The 20207-nt window shown below is 67.9% G+C and carries 23 protein-coding genes; 9 read left to right on the top strand and 14 right to left on the bottom strand.

The genetic code is table 11. The features are described from left to right. Window positions 1–69: 69 nt before the first annotated feature. A complete protein-coding gene (locus ABZ909_RS19790) occupies window positions 70–651 on the bottom strand; it encodes a TetR/AcrR family transcriptional regulator (protein WP_357001491.1) in 582 nt (193 codons plus the stop codon). A 67-nt stretch (window positions 652–718) separates the two neighbouring features. Between ABZ909_RS19790 and ABZ909_RS19785 the strand changes: the two genes are divergently transcribed. Then, complete coding sequence (locus tag ABZ909_RS19785) at window positions 719–2035, top strand: family 1 glycosylhydrolase (RefSeq protein WP_357001488.1); 1317 nt, start codon at window positions 719–721, stop codon at window positions 2033–2035. A 163-nt stretch (window positions 2036–2198) separates the two neighbouring features. On the opposite strand, the gene ABZ909_RS19780 is transcribed toward ABZ909_RS19785, so the two are convergent. Together ABZ909_RS19780 and ABZ909_RS19775 are read right to left on the bottom strand one after the other, a co-directional pair. Next, window positions 2199–3191 (bottom strand): LLM class F420-dependent oxidoreductase, encoded by a 993-nt coding sequence (locus ABZ909_RS19780; RefSeq protein ID WP_357001485.1) that lies wholly within the window; start codon window positions 3189–3191, stop codon window positions 2199–2201. Further along, window positions 3191–3664, bottom strand: coding sequence for a MarR family transcriptional regulator (locus tag ABZ909_RS19775; protein WP_357001482.1), 474 nt, complete (start codon window positions 3662–3664; stop codon window positions 3191–3193). The genes ABZ909_RS19780 and ABZ909_RS19775 overlap by 1 nt, the downstream gene beginning before the upstream one ends. Window positions 3665–3743: 79 nt before the next feature. On the opposite strand from ABZ909_RS19775, the gene ABZ909_RS19770 reads away from it, so the two are divergent. Continuing rightward, window positions 3744–4067: a rhodanese-like domain-containing protein gene (locus ABZ909_RS19770; RefSeq protein WP_357001479.1), complete on the top strand. Its 324-nt coding sequence runs from the start codon at window positions 3744–3746 to the stop codon at window positions 4065–4067. A gap of 116 nt (window positions 4068–4183) precedes the next feature. After that, window positions 4184–4873: a dienelactone hydrolase family protein gene (locus ABZ909_RS19765; protein WP_357001476.1), complete on the top strand. Its 690-nt coding sequence runs from the start codon at window positions 4184–4186 to the stop codon at window positions 4871–4873. Window positions 4874–5068: 195 nt separating this feature from the next. Here the strand turns inward: ABZ909_RS19765 and ABZ909_RS19760 are convergent, their stop codons facing one another. After that, window positions 5069–5653, bottom strand: a complete 585-nt coding sequence (locus tag ABZ909_RS19760) for a helix-turn-helix domain-containing protein (protein ID WP_357001473.1) — start codon at window positions 5651–5653, stop codon at window positions 5069–5071. Between the two features lie 134 nt (window positions 5654–5787). Here ABZ909_RS19760 and ABZ909_RS19755 point away from each other — a divergent pair, with 134 nt between their 5' ends. Both ABZ909_RS19755 and ABZ909_RS19750 read left to right on the top strand, forming a co-directional pair. Beyond that, window positions 5788–6618 (top strand): CoA transferase, encoded by an 831-nt coding sequence (locus tag ABZ909_RS19755; RefSeq protein WP_357001772.1) that lies wholly within the window; start codon window positions 5788–5790, stop codon window positions 6616–6618. A gap of 5 nt (window positions 6619–6623) precedes the next feature. Next, window positions 6624–7784 carry an acyl-CoA dehydrogenase family protein gene (locus ABZ909_RS19750; protein ID WP_357001471.1) on the top strand — a complete coding sequence of 387 codons (1161 nt, stop codon included), beginning with the start codon at window positions 6624–6626 and terminating at the stop codon, window positions 7782–7784. A gap of 76 nt (window positions 7785–7860) precedes the next feature. Here the strand turns inward: ABZ909_RS19750 and ABZ909_RS19745 are convergent, their stop codons facing one another. Both ABZ909_RS19745 and ABZ909_RS19740 read right to left on the bottom strand, forming a co-directional pair. After that, on the bottom strand, window positions 7861–9087 hold the full coding sequence (locus ABZ909_RS19745) for an MFS transporter (protein ID WP_357001469.1): 1227 nt from the start codon (window positions 9085–9087) through the stop codon (window positions 7861–7863). Then, window positions 9087–9737, bottom strand: a complete 651-nt coding sequence (locus ABZ909_RS19740) for a GntR family transcriptional regulator (protein WP_357001467.1) — start codon at window positions 9735–9737, stop codon at window positions 9087–9089. The genes ABZ909_RS19745 and ABZ909_RS19740 overlap by 1 nt, the downstream gene beginning before the upstream one ends. A 148-nt stretch (window positions 9738–9885) precedes the next feature. Between ABZ909_RS19740 and ABZ909_RS19735 the strand changes: the two genes are divergently transcribed. Continuing rightward, on the top strand, window positions 9886–10347 hold the full coding sequence (locus tag ABZ909_RS19735) for a YiiD C-terminal domain-containing protein (RefSeq protein ID WP_357001465.1): 462 nt from the start codon (window positions 9886–9888) through the stop codon (window positions 10345–10347). A gap of 58 nt (window positions 10348–10405) precedes the next feature. On the opposite strand, the gene ABZ909_RS19730 is transcribed toward ABZ909_RS19735, so the two are convergent. Both ABZ909_RS19730 and ABZ909_RS19725 read right to left on the bottom strand, forming a co-directional pair. Then, window positions 10406–10789 carry a hypothetical protein gene (locus ABZ909_RS19730; RefSeq protein WP_357001462.1) on the bottom strand — a complete coding sequence of 128 codons (384 nt, stop codon included), beginning with the start codon at window positions 10787–10789 and terminating at the stop codon, window positions 10406–10408. A gap of 112 nt (window positions 10790–10901) precedes the next feature. Continuing rightward, entirely contained in the window at window positions 10902–11114 is a 213-nt protein-coding gene (locus ABZ909_RS19725) for a cytochrome P450 (RefSeq protein ID WP_357001770.1), read from the bottom strand. Between the two features lie 153 nt (window positions 11115–11267). Here ABZ909_RS19725 and ABZ909_RS19720 point away from each other — a divergent pair, with 153 nt between their 5' ends. Together ABZ909_RS19720 and ABZ909_RS19715 are read left to right on the top strand one after the other, a co-directional pair. Continuing rightward, the gene (locus tag ABZ909_RS19720) at window positions 11268–12863 is read left to right on the top strand and encodes a carboxylesterase family protein (RefSeq protein ID WP_357001459.1); all 1596 of its coding nucleotides are present in this window, start codon (window positions 11268–11270) and stop codon (window positions 12861–12863) included. A 548-nt stretch (window positions 12864–13411) separates the two neighbouring features. Beyond that, entirely contained in the window at window positions 13412–13987 is a 576-nt protein-coding gene (locus ABZ909_RS19715; protein WP_357001767.1) for a TerD family protein, read from the top strand. Here ABZ909_RS19715 and ABZ909_RS19710 read toward each other — a convergent pair. Next, window positions 13984–14763, bottom strand: a complete 780-nt coding sequence (locus ABZ909_RS19710) for an SGNH/GDSL hydrolase family protein (RefSeq protein ID WP_357001456.1) — start codon at window positions 14761–14763, stop codon at window positions 13984–13986. The two genes, ABZ909_RS19715 and ABZ909_RS19710, sit on opposite strands and share 4 nt — an antisense overlap. Before the next feature lie 76 nt (window positions 14764–14839). Then, a complete protein-coding gene (locus tag ABZ909_RS19705) occupies window positions 14840–15277 on the bottom strand; it encodes a nuclear transport factor 2 family protein (RefSeq protein ID WP_357001453.1) in 438 nt (145 codons plus the stop codon). A 166-nt stretch (window positions 15278–15443) separates the two neighbouring features. On the opposite strand from ABZ909_RS19705, the gene ABZ909_RS19700 reads away from it, so the two are divergent. Then, on the top strand, window positions 15444–16376 hold the full coding sequence (locus tag ABZ909_RS19700; protein WP_357001451.1) for a LysR family transcriptional regulator: 933 nt from the start codon (window positions 15444–15446) through the stop codon (window positions 16374–16376). 63 nt (window positions 16377–16439) lie between these two features. On the opposite strand, the gene ABZ909_RS19695 is transcribed toward ABZ909_RS19700, so the two are convergent. From ABZ909_RS19695 to ABZ909_RS19680, 4 genes are all read right to left on the bottom strand, one after another. Next, window positions 16440–18203, bottom strand: coding sequence for an oleate hydratase (locus ABZ909_RS19695; RefSeq protein WP_357001448.1), 1764 nt, complete (start codon window positions 18201–18203; stop codon window positions 16440–16442). 51 nt (window positions 18204–18254) lie between these two features. Next, window positions 18255–19115 (bottom strand): 3-hydroxyacyl-CoA dehydrogenase, encoded by an 861-nt coding sequence (locus ABZ909_RS19690; protein ID WP_357001446.1) that lies wholly within the window; start codon window positions 19113–19115, stop codon window positions 18255–18257. Window positions 19116–19117: 2 nt separating this feature from the next. After that, entirely contained in the window at window positions 19118–19795 is a 678-nt protein-coding gene (locus tag ABZ909_RS19685; RefSeq protein ID WP_357001444.1) for a helix-turn-helix domain-containing protein, read from the bottom strand. A gap of 62 nt (window positions 19796–19857) precedes the next feature. Next, window positions 19858–20028: a hypothetical protein gene (locus ABZ909_RS19680; protein ID WP_357001442.1), complete on the bottom strand. Its 171-nt coding sequence runs from the start codon at window positions 20026–20028 to the stop codon at window positions 19858–19860. Window positions 20029–20207 lie beyond the last annotated feature (179 nt).

Raw genomic sequence — 20207 nt, 5'->3', positions numbered from 1 at the left:
ATGGCTCGGCCGCCGCGCCGGTACCTGGCTTCGAGCCGGTCGAAGCGATCCATTTTCGTCCACCACCAGCTAGTCGCCGGTGAACGTCATGCCGGTGAATCGGGTCCAGCACTGGCGGAGATAGAACTCCATGTCGATGGACGGGTCGATGAGCCAGCGCGATTGCAGGCCGTCGGCGAGGGCCATGAACGCGGTGGCCATCACCTCGGCGTCAACGGACTCCGGGATGCCGCCCGCCCGCTGGATGCCGCAGATGAGCTCGGCGAAGCCGGCGGTGCCGAGTTCATAGTGCAGGCGCATGTACTCGTGGGCGGGGTGGTTCGGATCGGCGGCGGCAGCCTGCATGTGGGTGAACAGCTCGATGAGGCCGGGCACCTGGGTATTACGGCGAATGAGCTGGATGAGCGCCTCGGGCGTGGGGTCGCCCATGGCCGCCACGTCGATCTCGTCGCGTTTGCGCAGGACCGCGACGAACAGCTCCTCCTTGGAGCCGAAGTAGTGCAGCAGCCCGCTCTGGCTCAGGCCGACCGCCTCGGCCAGCTCGGCCACCGAGGTCGCCAGGAATCCGCGCTCGGCAATGGTGTGCAGCGCGGCCTCCAGGATCTGCTCCCGCCGTTCGATGCCTTTCCCGTAGGGTCCTCGTTTCGCCACCGGTCGAGTTTAAGCGGATTCTGAGAGTTGCTTGTCCACCAAAACCGAGCACTGTACGGTTTTTCCCATGCGATTCCGCCGCCGCACCTTCGCTCTGGTCGTCCTGGCCGCCTCCGCCGCCCTCACCGCGAGTGCGGCCCCGGCCTTCGCCCGGCCGGAACCGCCCGCGCGGATCGCGCCGCTCGGCCCGGACTTCCTGTGGGGCGTGGCGGCCTCGGGCTTCCAGTCCGAAGGGCATGCGCCGGACAGCAATTGGTCCCGCTACGCCGCGTCCGGGAAAACCGATGACCCGTACCGGGATTCGATCGACTTCGCCGACCGCTACGAGTCCGATATCCAGCTGGCGAAACAGCTGGGCGTGAAGGTGTACCGGATCGGCATCGAATGGGCGCGGGTGCAGCCGCAGCCGGGCGTGTGGGACGAGGACGGACTTCGCTTCTATGACAGGGTGATCGGGGCCATCGAGGCGGCCGGCATGCGGCCCATGCTGACGCTCGACCACTGGGTGTACCCGGGCTGGGAGGCGGATCGGGGCGGCTGGAACCAGCCGGGGATGGTCGATGACTGGCTGGCCGACGCGCGCACCATCGTGGACCGCTACGCGGCCGGCAATCCGCTCTGGGTCACCTTCAACGAGCCGACCATGTACATGATCAACGAGGTCCGGATGGGCTCGCTGCCGGTGACCGCCGTGCCGATCATGCAGGACCGGATCGCGCAGGCGCACAACGCCATCTACGACTACATCCACCAGGTGCAGCCGGACGCGCTGGTCACCAGCAATGTCGCCTACCTCCCGTCGGCGGAGGACGCGGTGAACGGCCCGCTCATCGGCAAGATCGCCGCCAAGCTGGACTACATCGGAATCGACTACTACTACGGCCTGTCCCCGGACGCTCTGCGTTCGGCGAACATCAGCCAGCTCTGGCACAACCCGCTGCAGGCCGACGGCATCTACTATGCGCTGGAACACTATTCGCACGCCTTCCCGGGCAAGCCGCTCTATATCGTCGAGAACGGCATGCCCACGGAGAACGGCAAGCCGCGCGACGACGGGTACACCCGGGCGGACGACCTTCGCGACACCGTCTACTGGGTGCAGCGCGCCAAGGCCGACGGCATGAACGTGATCGGCTACAACTACTGGAGCCTCACCGACAACTACGAATGGGGCTCCTACACACCGCGATTCGGCCTCTACACGGTGGACGTCCTGACCGATCCCACCCTCACCCGCCGCCCCACCGACGCCGTCCCGGCCTACACCGAGATCACCCGCGCGGGCGGCGTCCCCGCCGGCTACCGCCCGACCCGCGAGCCCAAGACCTGCTCGCTGGCCGACGCCCCCGCCAGCTGTACCGATCCGGTGACGCTGCCCCGCTGACCACCCGGCGGCTCGCCGGATCGGCCGTGCGACACCGTGTCAGGTGCTTCCCCTGACCGGCCCGACCCGCGCATCGGGCGTCGACCCATTCGGTCCGATCCGGCGATGCACCGCATGCCGCCCGCTGACCCCGGACAACGGTGTCAGCGGGCGGTTTTCGGGTTCAGCGCAGCGCGGGGACGACCTCGCGCTCGAAGAGCTCCAGACCGGAGGCGTCGTACGCGGTCTCGGGGAAGTAGTGGATGGAGTAGCCCAGCCCGAGATCCTTGACGCGCGAGAGCCGTTCGACGATCTGCTCGGGGGTGCCGACGGCGGGGGAGTCACGGAACAGATCCTTCACGTGCTGAGCCGCGCCCTCGGCTCCGACGAAGGGGATGAGGCGGGCCTCCAGCTGGGACAGGCGGTCCTGCACCTCGGCCTCGGTCGCGCCGACCAGGGTATTGAAGTTGGAGCTCCGGGTGATGGCGTCGAATTCCGTTCCGACCGCGGCACAGTGGCCGCGCAGCAGGTCCGACTTCTGGGTGAAGGTCTCCGGATCGCCCGCGAAATTGGTGTACTGCGCATACTTCGCCGCGATGCGCAGCGTCACCTTCTCGCCGCCGCCCGCGATCCAGATCGGAATTCCGCCCTCCTGCAGGGGAAGCGGGCGCACGATGGCGCCGTCGACCTGGTAATGCTTGCCGTCGAGAGTGGCCTTGCCGGTGGTCCACGCCTGCTTGAAGATCTGCACGCCCTCGTCCAGGCGGCCCAATCGCACCCCGGCGGAGGGGAATCCGTAACCGTAGGCGCGCCATTCGTGCTCGTACCAGCCGCCGCCGATGCCCATTTCCACCCGGCCGCCCGAGATGAGGTCCACGGTGGCGGCGACCTTGGCCAGGTAGGCGGGGTCCCGATAGCTCATGGCGGTGCACATCTGGCCCAGCCGGATGCGCGTGGTACTGGCCGCCAGCGCGGACATGAGCGACCACGCCTCGTGGGTGGCCTCCTCGGTGGGGACCGGCACGGTGTGGAAGTGGTCGTACACCCACAGCGACTCCCAGGCGTCCCCCGAATCCGCGCGCTGCGCCAGGTCCTGCATCACTCCCCACTGTGCGGCGGGATCGATGCCGACCAGGTCGAGCCGCCAGCCCTGCGGGATGAAGATGCCGAAACGCACTAGATATCTCCTCTGTTCGAATCCGGTGTGGTCACCTCGGCCGGGCCGAGCACCTTGCGCAATGCCGATGCCACAGTCTCGAGTTCGGCCGGATCCAGGTTGCCCCCGAAGCGCTGCTCGATGCCGGTCAGATAATGCGGCGCGGCCTCGCGGAAGCGGCGGCGGCCCGCATCGGTAATGCTCACGAACGCCGAGCGGCCGTCGTCCGGATTGGATTCACGCCGAACCAAACCGTGCGACTCCATCTCGGTCACCAGCCGGCTGACCCGGGTCCGGCTCAGCACCACCCGCTCGCCCAGGTCGCTCATCCGGAGCCGGTGCGGCCCATCGAGTTCCAGCAGTACGTCGTACCAGCTCAGTGGCAATCCGGTAGCGCGGCGCAGGGCGGCGTCGAGCTCTGGCACGAGTTTCGCGTGGACCTGCAGCAGCGCGGCCCAGGCGTGGACGGCCGGATGGGATCGGGAAGCGGACACCGGCCCATCATAACCAGTTGCGTGCGCGCGCACCTAAGTAGTAGCGTGCACACGCACATAATTTCGGAAAGGAACACCCATGACCGCACTCATCACACGCGACGAACTCGTGCAGGAGATCAAGGCCGGTTCGGTCGTCGTGCTCGATGCCCTCGGCGGCGAGTACTACGCCAAGTCCCACCTCCCCGGCGCACTCGCCCTGGTCGAGGCCGAGGTGGAAAGCCGTGCGCCGCAGCTGCTTCCGGATCGCGACGCGGCCATCGTCACCTACTGCTCCAACGCCGCCTGTCCCAACAGTCAGAACGTGGCCACCCGGCTGGAGCGGATGGGCTACACCAATGTCCGCAAGTACCGCGACGGCATTGAGGATTGGACCGAAGCGGGCCTGCCCGTCGAAAGCTGATCGCACGCACCGGAACTCGGCCGCCCCCCGTCGCGACGCGTGGCGGGGGAGCGGCACATTGTCCCAGACGCGCTACGATGCCCCGGTTAGTTCGATCTCCGACGGAGGGCTCACCGGTGAGCACGATCCAACTGACCACACCCGACGGCACCATCGACGCCTATGCCGCCACCCCGGCCGGACCCGGGCCCTGGCCCGGTGTCGTGGTGCTGCACGACATGGTGGGCGTCAACGACGACATGCGGACCATCGCCGGGCGCCTCGCCGACAACGGGTATCTCGCCGTCATCCCGAACCTGTTCGCGCGCGGCCGGGTTCGGTGCGTGCCGAGCATGATCCGGGAACTGCTGTCCAATGGGAACGGCACCACCGTCCACGACATCCTCAGCGCCCGTGCCCATCTCATCGCCGATCCGAACTGCACCGGCCGGGTGGCGGTGGTCGGCTTCTGCCTGGGCGGCGGGTTCGCACTCCTGGCCGCCACCAAGGGTTTCGACGCCGCGGCGCCGTTCTATCCCTCCGGCCGCGGCAACTACGAGGATATTCTGCGCGGTTCCTGCCCGATCGTCGCCAGCTACGCCGCCCTCGACCCCGCCAATCTCGGCCGCGGCCCGAAACTCGAACGCGTCCTGACCGATTACGGCATCGATCACGACGTGAAGACCTACCCCGGCGTCACCCACGCCTTCGCCAACCTCACCCCCGCCGAACCGGTCATCCGGGTAACCGGCCTGGGCTACAACGAGGAAGCCACCGAGGACGCCTGGAGGCGTATCTTCACCTTCTTCGAGACTCACCTGCGCTGAGCCTGGCGGGCTCGACGGGTACTGAGATCATTCAGCGGTCTCGTTTTCGTCCGGGATAGCTATGAATTCGTGCGTTTCGACCTCACCGGCGTCGACGGCGGGCGATGGATTCCAAGAGTCGCCGAGCCATCCCGGGCGAGGACATCAGGTAATCGGTTTCCGTCATCGCGCGGTCCTTCGGTCGAAGCTCTCTGCTCAGTCCCTGACCGTAATCGACAGGCGCGGGCGCGTGGGGTTGTCGGGGGAGACGCGTTCCCAGACGGCGTCGAGCATGGGGGCCAGCAGGAGTTCGCCGAATTGGCGGAGTAGGACCGCGACTATCTGGGCGGATTCGGGCTTGTCGGTAGAGGCCAGGCCGGCCTCCCGCAAGCCGGTGACCTCGCTGCGGGTCAGGTCGACGACCGCGTCCAGCAGATGGATACGGGTTTCGGAGGGTTCCAGCAGCGAGCGGCGGATGTAGTTCACGACGGCCGGGTTGTCGTGCAGCATCTGGCGGACCGCTTCGTCGCGGGCCGACGCGACCTCGGCGTGCGTGCCGGTGGGGGGAATCGAGGCGACGGTCTGGGCGAAGTAGTCGACGACCAGCTTGTCGACGGCGTCGCGCAGGCCGTCCTTGGTCTTGAAATGGTGCTGGACGAGCCCGAGGGTGACGCCGGCCTCGGCGGCCACCGCGCGCAGCGAGACCCGGGAGTCGCCGTACTGGGCGAACAGGTCCATGGCGGCATTGCGGATACGGGCCTTGGCGGTCAGGTCGTCATTGGTGGCTCGTGGATTCAGCATCGCCCCTCAACTCGTCGATTGCGTCCGCCGATTTTACGTCGAGTGGTAGCGGTTCCCGGTCAGGCGCTGAGCTGGCGTTATCATTGACCTACTTACAATACAATTGTATCGTTCGCTGCATGGAGGAACCAACGATGCGGCCCCTGACCGGGATCGAGGTCGTCTCGCTGGCGGTGAATCTGCCAGGGCCGCTGGCCGCCGCACGGCTGGCCGAACTGGGCGCGAGCGTCACCAAGGTCGAGCCGCCCACCGGCGATCCGCTCGCGGCCGCCGCGCCGCAGTGGTACGAGACGCTGGTGGCGAGCCAACAGGTCGTCACCCTCGACGTGAAGCAGGCGGCCGACCGCGCCAAGCTCGACGAGTTGCTGGCCACCGCCGATCTACTCATCACGTCCATGCGGCCCTCGGCGCTGGCCCGGCTCGGGCTGGCGCAGCCGCAGGAACGGTTCCCGCAGCTCTCGCTGATCGAGATCATCGGCCACGCCGAGGAACCCGAGGTGCCGGGTCACGACCTGAATTACCAAGCCGTGCACGGCACTCTGACCCCGCCGCACATGCCGACCGTCCCGGTGGCCGACATGCTCGGCGCGGAACGCGCGGTGTCCACCGCGCTGGCCGCCCTGGTACGCCGAGTGGGAACCGGTGCAGGACAGCCGTATCGGGTGGCGCTCGAGGAGGCGGCGGCCCGCGCGGGCGACGCGGTGCGGTATCGGCTCATGGGGGACGGGGCGGTGCTGGGTGGAGCCTTCCCCGGCTACGGCGTCTACGAGTGCGCCGACGGCTACATCGCGCTGGGGGCGGTGGAGCCGCACTTCTTCCTGGGCGCGCTGACGACCTTCGGGACCGACGGCACCCACGAGACCTTCCGGAAGGCCTTCGCCGACAAGACCATTGCCGAGCTCGAAGCCATCGCCGCTCGGGACGACCTGCCGCTCAACGGCATCCGACGCAACAACGGAGAGTGACACCGATGTCCGTACTGTTCCCCGACTACCGCCCCACCTGGGAGACGGACCAGCACCGCGAGCTGCGCAAGCACGCGGCGGAGTTCTTCCGTAAGGAGTCCGCGCCCAACCGTGAGCGCTGGACCAAGCAGCACATGGTCGATCGCGAGTTCTGGAACAAGGCCGGTGACGCCGGTCTGCTCGGACTGGACCTGCCCGAGGAATTCGGCGGCGCGGGTGGCGATTTCGGCCTGCAGGCCGTGGTCCAGGAGGAGCTGGTCTACGCGCACGACAATGGCTTCGGCTTCTCGGTGCACTCGCCGATCGTGTCGCACTACGTCTACCACTACGGCAACGAGGAGCAGCGCCAGAAGTGGCTGCCGGGCATCATCAGCGGTGAGCTGGTGCTGGCCATCGCCATGACCGAGCCGGGCACCGGCTCGGACCTGCAGTCGGTGCGCACCACCGCCATCCGCGAGGGCGACCACTACGTCATCAACGGCTCGAAGACGTTCATCTCCAACGGAACCCACTGCGATCTGCTGGTGATCGTGGCCAAGACGGACCCGTCCCAGGGTGCGGCCGGCGTCTCGCTCATCGTGGCCGAGACCAAGGATCTGCCGGGTTTCGAGCGCGGCCGGGTGCTGGAGAAGATGGGCCAGCATGCCCAGGACACCCGCGAGCTCTTCTTCTCCGATATGCGCGTCCCGGTCGCCAATCTCCTCGGCGCGCAGGAGGGTCTGGGCTTCTACCAGCTGATGGAGCAGCTGGCCCGCGAGCGCCTGATCATCGCCAGCCTGTGCTCGGCATTGGCCGAGGCGGCGGTGCTGGAGGCGCTGCGCTACTCCAAGGAGCGCGAGGCGTTCGGCCGCCCGATCGGCAAGTTCCAGCACAATGCCTTCACCCTGGCCGAGGTCAAGACCGAGGCGCTGGCCATCAAGACGCTGGTGGACTACGCGATTCAGCAGTACATCGACGGCAAGAACGATCCGTCGACCGCGTCCATGGCCAAGCTGTTCGCCGCCGAGACCGCCGACAAGGTGGTCGACAAGTGCCTGCAGCTGTTCGGCGGCTACGGCTACATGATGGAATACCCGATCGCGAACATGTACACGGGTTCTCGCGTGAACCGCATCTACGGCGGCACCAGCGAGATCATGAAGGAGATCATCTCCCGCTCGCTGTGAGGCGGAGCTGTACGGCAGTGGCGGCGGCCCGAATTCGGGTCGCCGCCACTCTTTTCCGGAGTCTCGTACTCCCGGGTCAGGCTGCGCGGGCGCGGCTCACGATGCTCAGGCAGATTGCGCACCCGGCCGCGAGGACACCGAACATGGCCGGGTAGCCGATGCCGATGCCGTCATGGCAGACCGCCATGACGGCCGGGACGCCGAAGCCGAGATAGCTGACCGCGTAGAACACCGCGGTCAGTCCCGCGAGGTCGTCAGGCCGGGCCATGCGCTCGATCTCGAGCAGGCCCGCGACCAGACCGCTGCCGAAACCCATGCCCAATGCGATAGCGGTCAGCACCGTCAGCCACATGGTGAGGGTGGCGGAAGCCGCTGCGGCCAGGACCATTCCGATGATCACCAGGCTCAGCGCCAGGACGGGCAGGCGCAGCGAGCCCGGCCGGTCGATGCGGCGGGCGACGGACTGGATGCCGAACCCGCAGCCCAGCGTGATGACGGTGATGAAGGCCGAGAAGGCGATGGGCGCGCCGTGCACCTTGGGCATCATGAGCGTCGGCATGATGGCGTAGGCCGCCGCCGACGAGGTGAACAGCCACAGGCACACCGGCAGCGCCACGGTGCGGAAGCGGTGGTGCGCGGCGGCGGGGACCTTCAGGTCGTCCCGCAGCGGGCCCGGATTCGCCTGCGGGGCAGTGGTTTCCGGGGCGCGGAACAGCAGTGCCGCCGCCAGCGCGCACAGTGTCACATTGATCAGGTAGGCGAGGGTGTCCGGCCACGGCGCCCACTGGGCCAGCACCCCGGCCACGCCCGCGCCCACGCCGAAGCCGCCGGTGAGGCTCATGGCCGAGCGTCGCGCCCCGGTGCCGGCGGCGGTCTCGGCGGTGAACGGCGGCTGTGAGAGCTCCTTGAGCCAGCTGCTGCCCACCGCCATGGCCAGGCCCAGCGCGATGCCGCACAGCACGCGCCCGGCGGAAAGCATGGGGACGGAAGCGGATCCGAAGGCCAGCAGGGTCGAGCCGGTGGCGGCGATGAAGGGCGCGGGCCGCATGAGCGGGCGGCGGCCGTAGCGGTCGGAGAGCGGGCCGCCGATGAGCAGCGCGGGGACGATGCCCAGCACGTATTCGAACAGCAGCAGATCCACGGTGGTGACGGGCAGCCCGTCCCGCTTGTACATGACCAGCAGCGGCGTGAATTCATTGCCGCCCCAGGCGATCGCGAAGATCGTCGCGGCCACGCCGAGCCACGCCCTGGGATGGGTGCCGATACCGGTGGTGCGGGTGCCGACGGCTGTCAGCGTCGCCATCACAGTCCTCTCAGGGTCACGCCGTGCACGTCGGTGAGGTGCTCGGCGAGTGCTTCGGCGAAACCGGCGGCGTCGGCGGCTTCGATCAGGTCGGCGAGCTTGGTGTGCTGCTCGATGATCCGGTGCGGATGGGTCTCGCCCCGGTGCAGCGCAACGCTGTTCATCCGGCGCTGGCGCTCGCGCAGCGAGTCGTAGAAGCCGATGAGCAGCGGATTGTCGGCGGCCACCACGTACTCGCGATGGAAATCGGCGTCCACGATGGCGAATTCGTCGAGGGCGCGCGCGTCGGCGAGTTCGCGCTGGCGGTCCAGGGACTCGCGCAGCCGGGGGATCAGCCCCGCGCGGGCGATACGGGTGAGTGCGTCGACCGCGCCGGTTTCCACGATGTAGCGGGCATGGATCACATGCTCGGCCTCGTGCGAGGGCACCGGCACCACCAGCGCGCCGCGCTTGGGGTAGAGCCGCATCCAGCCCTCGGTCTCGAGCCGGAGGAAGGCCTCGCGGACCGGGGTGCGGGAGGTGCCCAGCTCCCCGGCCATCTCGTTCTCGCTGACCAGCTCCCCGCCCGGCAGGTCGCCGCTCAGGATGCGTTCCTTGATTTCGCGGTAGGCCCGCTCGGCGGCGGAGAAGGTCTTGGACACGACTTGCATACTAGAGGTGGCATGGGATGATTTGCCCGAATGTGGCGGGATTCACCCGGGGTTGAAAGAGTTGCGCCACAACCCTCTCACCCATAATGATTCACGTTGTTGGCAATACGTCAGTAAGTTGCCCCATTTCCGGGACGAGGAGGTCCGCATGGCGAACGATGCCCCACCGCTGAACGAGGTCGTGAACGGTGGTCTGGAGTTCACGATTCCGATCGCGCACAAGATGGGGGTGCGGGCCGACGAGGTGCGCCCCGGTTTCGCCGCCACCACGGTGCCGGTCGAGGGCAATGGCAATCACTTCGGCGTCATGTACGCCGGCGTGCTGTTCACCGTCGCGGAGATCCTGGGCGGCGCGGTCGCCATCGCCAGCTTCGACACCGCCAAGTACTTCCCCCTGGTGAAGGATCTGCACATCTTCTTCCGCAAGCCCGCCGCCACCGATGTGCGCGCCGAGGCCACGCTGTCGGAGGAGGAGATCGCGCGCATCACCGAGGAGGCCGAGGCCAAGGGCAAGGCCGACTTCACCCTCAGGGCCGTGGTGACCGACGCCAATGGCGTGGTGGTGGCCGAGACCGAGGGTCTGTACCAGTTGCGCGCCCACGGCAAGTGAGCCGAACGACCGAGCCCCGGAGGAAAGCCTCCGGGGCTCGGTCGTTCTCGCCGGCGCGTCAGGCGACGATGATCCAGCCCTTGCAGCCGGTGCCGACGCTGCCGGGCCACTCCGAGCCGGAGATTTCGAACGGGATGACCCCGGGCATCGGGGTGCCCAGGTCGATCCGGGTGGTCTGGGCGCCGTAGGTGTCGGGCAGCGGGGTGCGTTGCCCGTTCATGTCGATCTTGGCGTCGTCGGTGAAGTTGTTGGAGGTGGTGATCTCCAGCGTGGTGGGCGTGAACGAGTGGGCCAGCAGGATGGTCTGGGCGCAGTGGCCCTTGGAGTAGTCGAGCGTGATCCGCTGCGGGGCCGCGTCGGCGGACGCGGGGGCGGCGAAGGCGCCAGAGGCGGCGCAGGCCAGCGTGGCCAGGGCGATGCGGCGGAGGTACACGGTCTTCACGAACAGAACCTCTTTCCTGTGGTCACGGCGGTGAATCCCCCCTCGATCGACGACGATCATGCCGTGACCGAGCCCGCGGCACGCGGCGGACGCGCGGAAGAATCCGCGCGGATCAGCGGATGCGCAGCGGCAGGCTGCGGTGACGGCGCACGAAGATGCTCGGAAACCACTGTCGCGGGGCGTCTTCGACGAGGGTGAATCCGGTGGTCCGGTCCAGCAGCGCGGTCAGGGCCGCGGTGGCCTCCAGTTCGGCCAGCGCCGAGCCGATGCAGAAGCGGATGCCGCGCCCGAAGGCGAGATTATCGGCCCCGCTGCGGCGGTCCAGGTCGATGGCCGTCTCGCCATGAGACGGCCGCGGCGCGGTGACCCACTCGTGCGCAGGGGTTTTGCGCGTATCTCGAGACTCCGGGCCCCCGCCTCGGACAGCCGACTAGTATCGAGCGATTACGCGATAACGCTGCTGGCCCAGGAGGCTCGGGTGATCGTGCGTGACCGGGAGTGGATGGGATGGGGAGCCGGGGCGGTGCTCTCGGTGGTCGCCCTGCTGGTGACGGTCTTCGCGGTGAACAGACCGGTGGCGCAGGCCCTGCCGGCTGCCCCCGACACCGTCGCCATCGACAGTGGCAGCCTGCACGGCGTGATCGCGCCGGACTACCGGCTCTTCAATGGAATCCCTTACGCCGCACCGCCGGTGGGTACGCTGCGCTGGCGGCCACCCGCGCCGGTGCCGCCGTGGCCGGGCGTCCGCGAGGCCCGCGACGTCGGGCCGAAATGCGCGCAGGCCACGGGTACGGGCGGGCTGCGCTCGACCGATGAGGACTGCCTGTACCTGAACGTCTGGACGCCGCGCACCCTGCCCGCCGACGGCCGCGGCCTGCCGGTCATGGTGTGGATTCACGGCGGCAGCCTGCAGACGGGCACCGGAAGCATCTACGGCGCAGCGCCCCTGGTGTCGCAGCCCGACGGCGACAGCATCGTGGTCACCATCAACTACCGGCTCGGGACCTTCGGCTTCCTGGCCGCCTCGGCGCTGGACGAGGGCGCGGGCTCGGGGGACTACGGGCTGATGGATCAGCAGGCCGCGCTGCGCTGGGTGCAGCGCAATATCGCGGCGTTCGGCGGCGATCCGAACCGGGTGACGGTGGATGGTGAATCGGCGGGCGGGGTTTCGATCTGCGCGCAGCTGGCCACGCCCTCCTCGGCCGGGCTGTTCCAGGCGGCCATGATGCAGAGCGGCCCGTGCGCCGGACAAGCCCTCGCCGCCGCCGAGGCCGAGGGCGATGCCTGGGCGGCCGGAGCCGGATGCCCGGAAGCGGACGCGGCGTGTCTGCGCGGTCTCCCGGCGGACGTGCTCGTCGATCGGGCACCGGAGTCGGCGAATGTGGTGTACGGCAACGACTTTCTCCCACGCGATCCGGTTGCCGTGCTGAAAGCCGGTGGAATGGCCCATGTTCCGACCTTCATCGGCTCCAATCACGATGAGATGGCGCTGTGGGTGTGGATCAAATACGGCAACCCGCTCGGCGCCAGGATGACCGCCGCGGACTATCCCGCGCTGCTCAGCACCCAGCTGAGCGGCATGGACCAGGCGCAGGTCGATCGGATCATGGCGGAGTACCCCCTTGGCGACTACGCGCAGCCCGCTCTCGCGCTCACCCGGGCCTGGACCGACAAGGCCGTCTGCAATCTGGTCGACCAGGTCGGCGACTTCGGCCGCCAGAACCCCACCTACGTCTACGAATTCGACGACCGCTCCGCCCTGGCCCCGCCCAGCACCTTCCCGATGGGCGCCTATCATGCCGCGGAACTCCCCTCCCTCTTCGACCTCATGCAGGCCGGCCCGCTCCTGCACGGCGTCATGACCCCGGACCAACAGCGTCTGCAGGATCAAATGCGCCGTTACTGGACCCGCTTCATCACCGCGGGCGCCGCGGATCCGCAAGGATTGCCCGCCATCCCGCAATACAACACGGCCGCACCGTCATTCCTCTCCTTCCGGTCCGGCGGTAACCAATTCTCCGATGCCTTCTACGCCGACCACCGCTGCGAGTTCTGGAGCGACCTGGTGCGGTAGGCGGGGCGCCGCTGGGAAGGCAGCTCAGTGGTGACCGCCGGCCGAGGTCGGGTGGCCCGCCGCCTCGGAGGTGGCCGAGGTGTGCGGGCCGGTGGCGGGCATGTGCCGCGGCCGCCCGCAGCTGCGAAGCCATTGTGGCCGCGAACAACTGAGCACCTGCTGCGCGCGTCCATCGCGACGCTGATCACGCGGTGCCGTGCAGGTACATTCGAGTCGTGACGCTCGGTAAGGGGGAGCCGCGGGCGGGGCTGGGGCGGGTGGGTCCCGAGCCGTCGACGCGGTGGGCGGGATTGGCCGCGCGGCTGCGGGCGGCGGTGCTGGACGCGCACGCCGAGGCGATGCGTGCGATGGACTCCGCGGAAGGCGAAGTGGCGTCGGGGAATCGGGACCTGATCGAACTGCTCGCCCTGCAACGCCGGATCGCCGTGATCGCTGGGCAGCTGGATACGGATTCGGTTGCCTCGGTCTCGCAATTCGAGGTGGCCTCCGCCTCACTGCACGAGGACGATTGGGCGTGGAGGTACCGATCGCGGAGGGAAGGCAGTGCGATGAGTGTCAGCTTGGCCAAGGGCGGCAATGTCTCGCTGTCGAAGCAGGCGTCGAATCTGACGAAGGTGGCCGTCGCCCTGGGGTGGGACGTACGCGGCACCACCGGAGCCGATTTCGATCTCGATGCCAGCGCCCTCGCCTGCGGACCGAATCAGCGCGTGGTCTCCGACAAGCATTTCGTGTTCTACAACAACCTGCGGTCCCCGGAGGGCACCATCGAGCACACCGGCGACAACCTCACCGGTGAGGGCGAGGGCGACGACGAGGTGATCACCGTGGATCTGGCGGCCATGCCGCCGAGCATCACCAATATCTTCTTCCCCGTATCGATCTACGAGGCCGAGATCCGGCGGCAGGCCTTTGGGCAGGTACGCAATGCCTACATCCGGGTCGTGGACGCTGTCACCGGGTCGGAGCTGACCCGCTTCGACCTCACCGAGGACGCCTCGACCGAGACCGCCATGGTGTTCGGCGAGCTGTACCGGCACGGCGCCGAATGGAAGTTCCGGGCCATCGGGCAGGGCTACGCCTCCGGATTGGCCGGTATCGCACGGGATTACGGGGTCAACGTCTAGAGGCGCACCGGGAGCGGCACCGGGCGCTTGGGCACCCGCCGGTCACCGGAGGAGATGCCGCGCAGGCGGCGCATCACCCACGGCCCCAGCGCGGTTGCGGCCCACTGGAATTCGGCCGCGATCGAGCGCAGCGCCCCGTGCTCGGGCAGGTCCGGGATCAGCGGACGGGTCCAGGCGTCGTTCGCGCCGGGCAACCGCAGGGCCTCGGCCACCGCGTCGGCGATGCGCTGGTGCCCGAGCGGGCTGGCGTGCAGCCGGTCCGCGTCCCACAGGCGGGGATCGGTCACCACGGCATGATGGCCGGTCTCGGCCACCAGTACCCCGTGCCGGTGGGCCGCCGCCCGCAGCCGGTCGTTGATCGCCGCGATCCGGCCGCGAATCGGTCGGGCCAGCGGAATCGTCTCGGCCACATCGGGAAAGGTCAGTGTCGCCACCACCGCGCCGGTGGCGGTGAGCGCGGCGAACATGGCCTCGACGTGCCCGGCGATCTCGTCCGGATCGAAGTTCGGGCGCAGCAGGTCGTTCATGCCCGCCAGTACGGTGGCCAGATCCGGGCGCAGCGCCAGCGCCGCGTCCAGTTGGTCGTCGCGGATCTGGTGGGCCAGTTTGCCGCGCACCGCCAGATTGGCATAGCGCAGTTCGGGATTGGTGAGGGCGAGACGCTCGGCCAGCCGGTCCGCCCACCCGCGCAGGCCGGTCAGATCGTCGCCGTCGCCTACGCCCTCGGTCTGACTGTCGCCCAGGGCGACGTATCGGGTGTACGTGCCTTCGGTCATGGCGGATCGGCCTTTCGGTGACTGTGCGTGGATCATCCCAGGAAATCGGCGGGCAGGGGGGCCGGGCCGAACTCGTTCACGAGCCCGCCGCTTGGCGTTCGGCCGCTGCTGCCTCCCGTTCGATTTGCGCGACGGCCTCGGCCTGGATCCGCTCGAACTGCGCGGCCATGGCCTCGGCGAGCGCCTGCGCGCCGGAGAGCGGACGCACCATCACCATGAACTCGTCGATCCGGCCGTCGGCGTCGAAGTGCAGGAAGTCGCATCCGGTGATGCGCTTGCCCGCGACCGTGGTCTCGAAGACCAGCGCGTGATCGCTGCTGTCCGCCGTACCGATCTCCTTGATGTAGCGGAAGTCCTCGAACACCCGCATGACTCCGCGCAGGATGGCGGCGGTGATGGCCTTGCCCGGGTAGGGCTTGAAGGCGACCGGGCTGGTGAACACCACATTGTCGGCGAGCAGGGCCTCGATGGCGGCCTCGTCACGGGCCTCGACGGCCCTGCGGAAGGGGTGCATGATTCCCTCATTTCCTATAGTCAAATCATTGTCTACTTACTTCGAACAGTAGTGTGCAACACATCAGGATGTCCAGGTCTGATGTATTCAATAAATTGGGTATAAAAAGAGCTTTGGGACCCGCGCTCGCGGCGGCCGCGCATCATCGGGCCAATAGACTCGCCGGGTGCGACATAGGCAGGCCGATGGCTCGATGGACCTGACGCAACTGCGGACCTTCCTGGCCGTCTACCGTGCCGGGTCGATCACCGCCGCCGCGGGTCAGGTCGGTCTCTCGCAGCCGACGGTGACCACCCAGCTGCAGGCGCTGGAACGCCAGGTGGGACGGCCGCTGTTCGAGCGGCTGCCGCGCGGTGTCGCCCCGACCGCGGTCGCGCACGATCTGGCCGCGCGGGTGGCCGCGCCGCTGGACGCCCTGGAGTCGGTGATCGGCGACGGCTCCGATGACGGCCTCGCAGCCGTGGAACCGCCGGTCCTGCTCGGCGGCCCGGCCGAATTGCTGGCCACGCTCGTTCTGCCCACGCTCGCACCCCTGGTCGCGGACGGCGTCCGGCTCGCGGTGAGCACCGGCCTGGCCGACGACCTGCTGGCGGATCTGCGACTCGGAAAACTCGACCTGGTCGTTTCGACCATTCGCCCGCGGGGCCGGACCGTGCTCGCGGAGACGCTCGCCGATGAGGAGTTCGTGCTGGTGGCCGCGCCCGAGGTGGCCGCCCGCGCGGATCTGGAACGCCTGCGCGCCAATGACTTCGGCGGAGTGCCCCTGGTGACCTACGCCCCGGACCTGCCGATCGTCCGCCGCTACTGGCGGCACGTCTTCGACACTCGACTGGAAGCCGACCCCGGCCTGGTGATCCCGGACCTGCGCGCCGTCCTCGCCGCGGTGGTGGCGGGCGCGGGCGTCTCGGTGCTCCCGAGCTATCTGTGCACCCGCGAATTGGCTTCGGGCGCAATCGAAAAGCTCTGGGACCCGCAGGATGCGCCGATCAATACCGTCTTCCTGGCCCGCCGGGTGGGCGGTCCGGCCCGCCCGCATGTGGACCGGGTGCGCGCCCGCCTGCTCGCGGGCGCGCACGAGTGGCGCGACTGCCCGGACTGACGACAACGGCCCGGTCCCCAGGGCACCGGGCCGTTGTGGCTCGTCGAACCGAATTCGGACCGCCTACTTCTCGATGAGACCGTACTGGGTGAGCAGTTCGCCGATCTCGTTGTTGCCGAGGCGCTTCGCCAGTCCGCGCCAGAGCAGGTCCGGGCCCGGGAGGTCGATGGGATCGCCGTCGCGGAGGCGGCTCATGGCGGCCAGCAGGGTGCGGACGTCGTAGGTGGAGTTGAAGACCTCCGGGACGCCGCGTTCGATATCGAGCAGCCGGTACGCCGCTTCCATGCCGGTGCGCACCGAGTACTCGGTGGTGAAGATGCAGTCGCGGCTGGTCTCGGCGAACTCGCCGATGAAGGCGAAGTTGACCGAACCCTCCGGGACCACGTCCGGACGGTCACCCGCCTTGCGGGGCATGAAGAAGGCGGTCACATAGGGCATCATGACCGGCACGCACTTGGCGCCGCTCGCCGCCAGCTCGGGGATGACCGCTTCGGGAACGCCCAGGTGGTAGAGCCATTCCTGGGTGATCTCCTCGCCGGTGCACTCCTGCATGGTCTTCTTCACGTAGTCGCCGGGCTTGTCGACGAACAGCGAGTACACCCAGACCACGATCTGGTCCTTGGGCTGCTGCTTGAAGTGCGGCTGCCGGTTGACCGTCCAGCTCATCAGCCAGTTGGAGTCCTTCACGGTGACGATGCCGCCGGTGACGACCTTGCCGCTGAAGGGATCCCGCTTGCAGATCTTCTGAATGTATTCGGGGATGCGCTGATCCAGCGTGGTGACGGTGGCCGACTCCCACTTGGTCTCGGGAATGTGCGAACCGAACACGTCCGGATGGCCGAAGGCCTTGTCCTTGGCGGCGATTCGGCGCCACAGATCCCACGCGGGGGCCGGGCCCTCGTCGACCTTGGCGGGCGTGTGGTGGTCGCCCTCGTCGGAGTTCTCGGTGAGCGAGCCGATGGTCATCAGCAGCAGATCGTCCGGCCCCAGATCGACGCCGCCCTCGACGCCCTCCGAGATCCAGTGAATCCTGGTGGCCTGCTTGCGATCCGCCGTGAGGTCGAAATCGACGTCGGTGACGGTGGTGTCGAACTTGAAGGTGACGCCCTGGTCCGATAGCCAGCGGCAGAGCGGCAGCACCAGCGACTCGTACTGGTTGTACTTGGTGAACTTCAGGGCCGAGAAGTCCGGTAGCCCGCCGATGTGGTGGATGAACCGGTGTAGGTACAGCTTCATCTCGAGCGCGCTGTGCCACTCCTCGAAGGCGAACATGGTGCGCCAGTACATCCAGAAGTTGCTCTCGAAGAAGTCCTTCGAGAACACCTCGTTGATGCGCTTGCCCTCCATCTCCTCACGCGTGGCGAGGAAGATCTTGGTGATGTCCTTCTGCGCCTTGTCGTTCAGCGTGAAGAGGTTCTCGGTCCGGGCGCTCTGACCGCGGTTGACGGTGGCGCGCTCGAGAGAGAAGTTCGGGTCGTCCTTGTTGAGCCAGTAGAACTCGTCGAGCACGCTTGCGTCCTCGATCTCCATGGAGGGGATGGTCCGGAAGAGGTCCCAGAGGCATTCGAAGTGGTTCTCCATCTCGCGGCCACCGCGAATGACGAAGCCCTTCTCGGGTTCCCTGATGCCGTCGAGCGCGCCGCCGGGCAGCTTCAGCTCCTCCAGAATGGTGATCTTGCTACCGGGCATCTGACCGTCGCGGATCAGGAATGCCGCACTCGAGAGCGAGGCGAGGCCCGAGCCCACGAACCAGGCCGTCTTCCCGTCCACGCCCGCCGGCTTGCGCGGCCGCGCGAAGGCTTCGTAATTGCCACTGCTGTAGAACATAAGAACTCCTGTCCAAGAGATTGGCCTGGAAGCGCTTGCGTCGCTGTGGATCTAGGCCGTGTACTTGTAGAACCCCTCGCCGGTGGCGATGCCGAGCTTGCCCTGGTCGATGTAGTTCTCCTTGAGCCACTTGGCGATTCGCTGGGCGTTCTCATCTCCGTGGGCCATGATGTTGTAGGGCGTGGTGAGGCCGATGATGTCGAGGATCTGGAAGGGTCCCGCCGGTGCGCCGGTGCCGATGCGCCAGGTCTTGTCCACCGCCTCGGGCTCGGCGAAGCCGCCCTCGGCCAGATTCATGGCCGCGTTCAGCAGCGGCACCAGCAGCGAGTTCAGGACATAGCCGGCCTTCTCCTTGTGCAGCTCGATGGGCACCATGCCGATGGCGGTGGCGAAGTCCACGACGGCCCGGAAGACGGCCGGATCGGTGTCGGGGGTGCCCATGATCTCGGCGGTGTTGAAGTGCCACACCTGATTCGCGAAGTGCAGCGCCAGGAACCGGTCCGGGCGGCCGGTGAAGTCCTTCATGGCGCTGGGCAGCAGCGTGGAGGAGTTGGTGGCGAAGATGGTGCGCTCGGGCGCGAGCTTGCCCAGCTGCTCGTAGGTGTCCTGTTTGATGGCGAGCACCTCGGGCGCCGCCTCGATCACCAGGTCGGCGTCGGCGACCGCCGCGGCCAGATCGGAGCTCAGCGCGATGCCCGCAGCGATTGTCTCGGCCTTGCCGTCGCCCGCGCCCGGTACCTGCTCGCGGTAGGTGGCGGCCAGCTTGTCGAAGCGGTCGCGCGCCGCGGTCAGCACCTCGTCGGTGATGTCGTACGCGGTGACGTCGAATCCGCGGAACGCGGTCTGGAATGCGATCTGGGAACCGAGAACTCCGGTGCCGAGCACGGTGACCTTGCGGATTTCGATGCTCATTGTCATTGCCTCCCTATGGATGTGAAGAATCCAGCGATGATTTGTGCGATCTGCGCTCGCAGATCCGCCATGGCGTCGTGGCCGGGATGCGCCCCGGTGGACGGTTGCACCAGCGCCAGGTGCAGGACCGCGAAGATGCTGCGCCCCGCCAGCCTGGCCTGCTCTTCCCAACGCGCCGAGGCGGTTTCGTCGAGGGGCGGTGAACCGATCCCGTCGCGGCGTGCGTCGGCGATGAGCCGCTCGGCGATCATGGACTCCAGTCCAGCCACCAGGGCCAGGCCCTCGGAGCGGTAGGTGTCGGTGGGTGAGCCGAACAGCAGCTCACGCTGATAGACGATGGTGTTCTCGGGCCGGTGCTCGGCCGCGCGCAGGAGCGGGCCCACCAGGGCCGTCACCGCCTCGACCGCATCGGTCTGCGTGCGGGCCGCCGCGGCGCCGTCCGCCAGCGCGGTCCGCAATTCCTCGTTGTAGACCATCAGCAGCAGCTCGCCCTTGGTGGCGGCGTAGCGGAACAGTGTCCCGGCGGCGATATCCGCGCGATCGGAGATTTGCTGGGTGGTGACTCGATTGAAACCGTGCTCGGCGAACAGGGCGGCGGCGGCCTCGAAGATGCGTGACTGCTTGTCGTGCATCTTGCGCTGGCGCCGGCCGGTGTGCACCGGCTTGGTCTGCGTGACCATCGGACACCTCCAACCCGGATCAGAAAACTGAGTGGACTCAAAAATGAGCGTACTCCCGGTTATCAAATGTGCAACCCCGCCGAGCGCAGGATCCGCGTGGACCGCCCGCCGATGGAGATGTCGCCGAGCGCCCACACGATGTCATCGGGCCGGACGAGGTCGCCCCAGAACCGGGCCAACGCCATGTCGTGGCCTTCGGAGGTGGCGCAGGCCATCGCGAGTGCGGGTGTCATTGTTCTGGTAGTCGCGGCACCGCTCATCGGCCGCGCAATCCGTTACCGCACAGTGTTTTCGGCATAGGCTGAGCAGTTGTCCTCGAGCGGGACCGGGGTGTCGCCGCCGAATTTGCCGTGGCGAATCCGCCTGTCTGCGAGTCGATTCGGATGGTGCCCGACAGCTGGATGGTCGTCTG

Source organism: Nocardia sp. NPDC046763, from assembly GCF_040645495.1.
Lineage (GTDB): Bacteria > Actinomycetota > Actinomycetes > Mycobacteriales > Mycobacteriaceae > Nocardia.
Note: the sequence above shows the minus strand (reverse complement) of the source record. Positions and strands in the feature narration are given on the sequence as shown.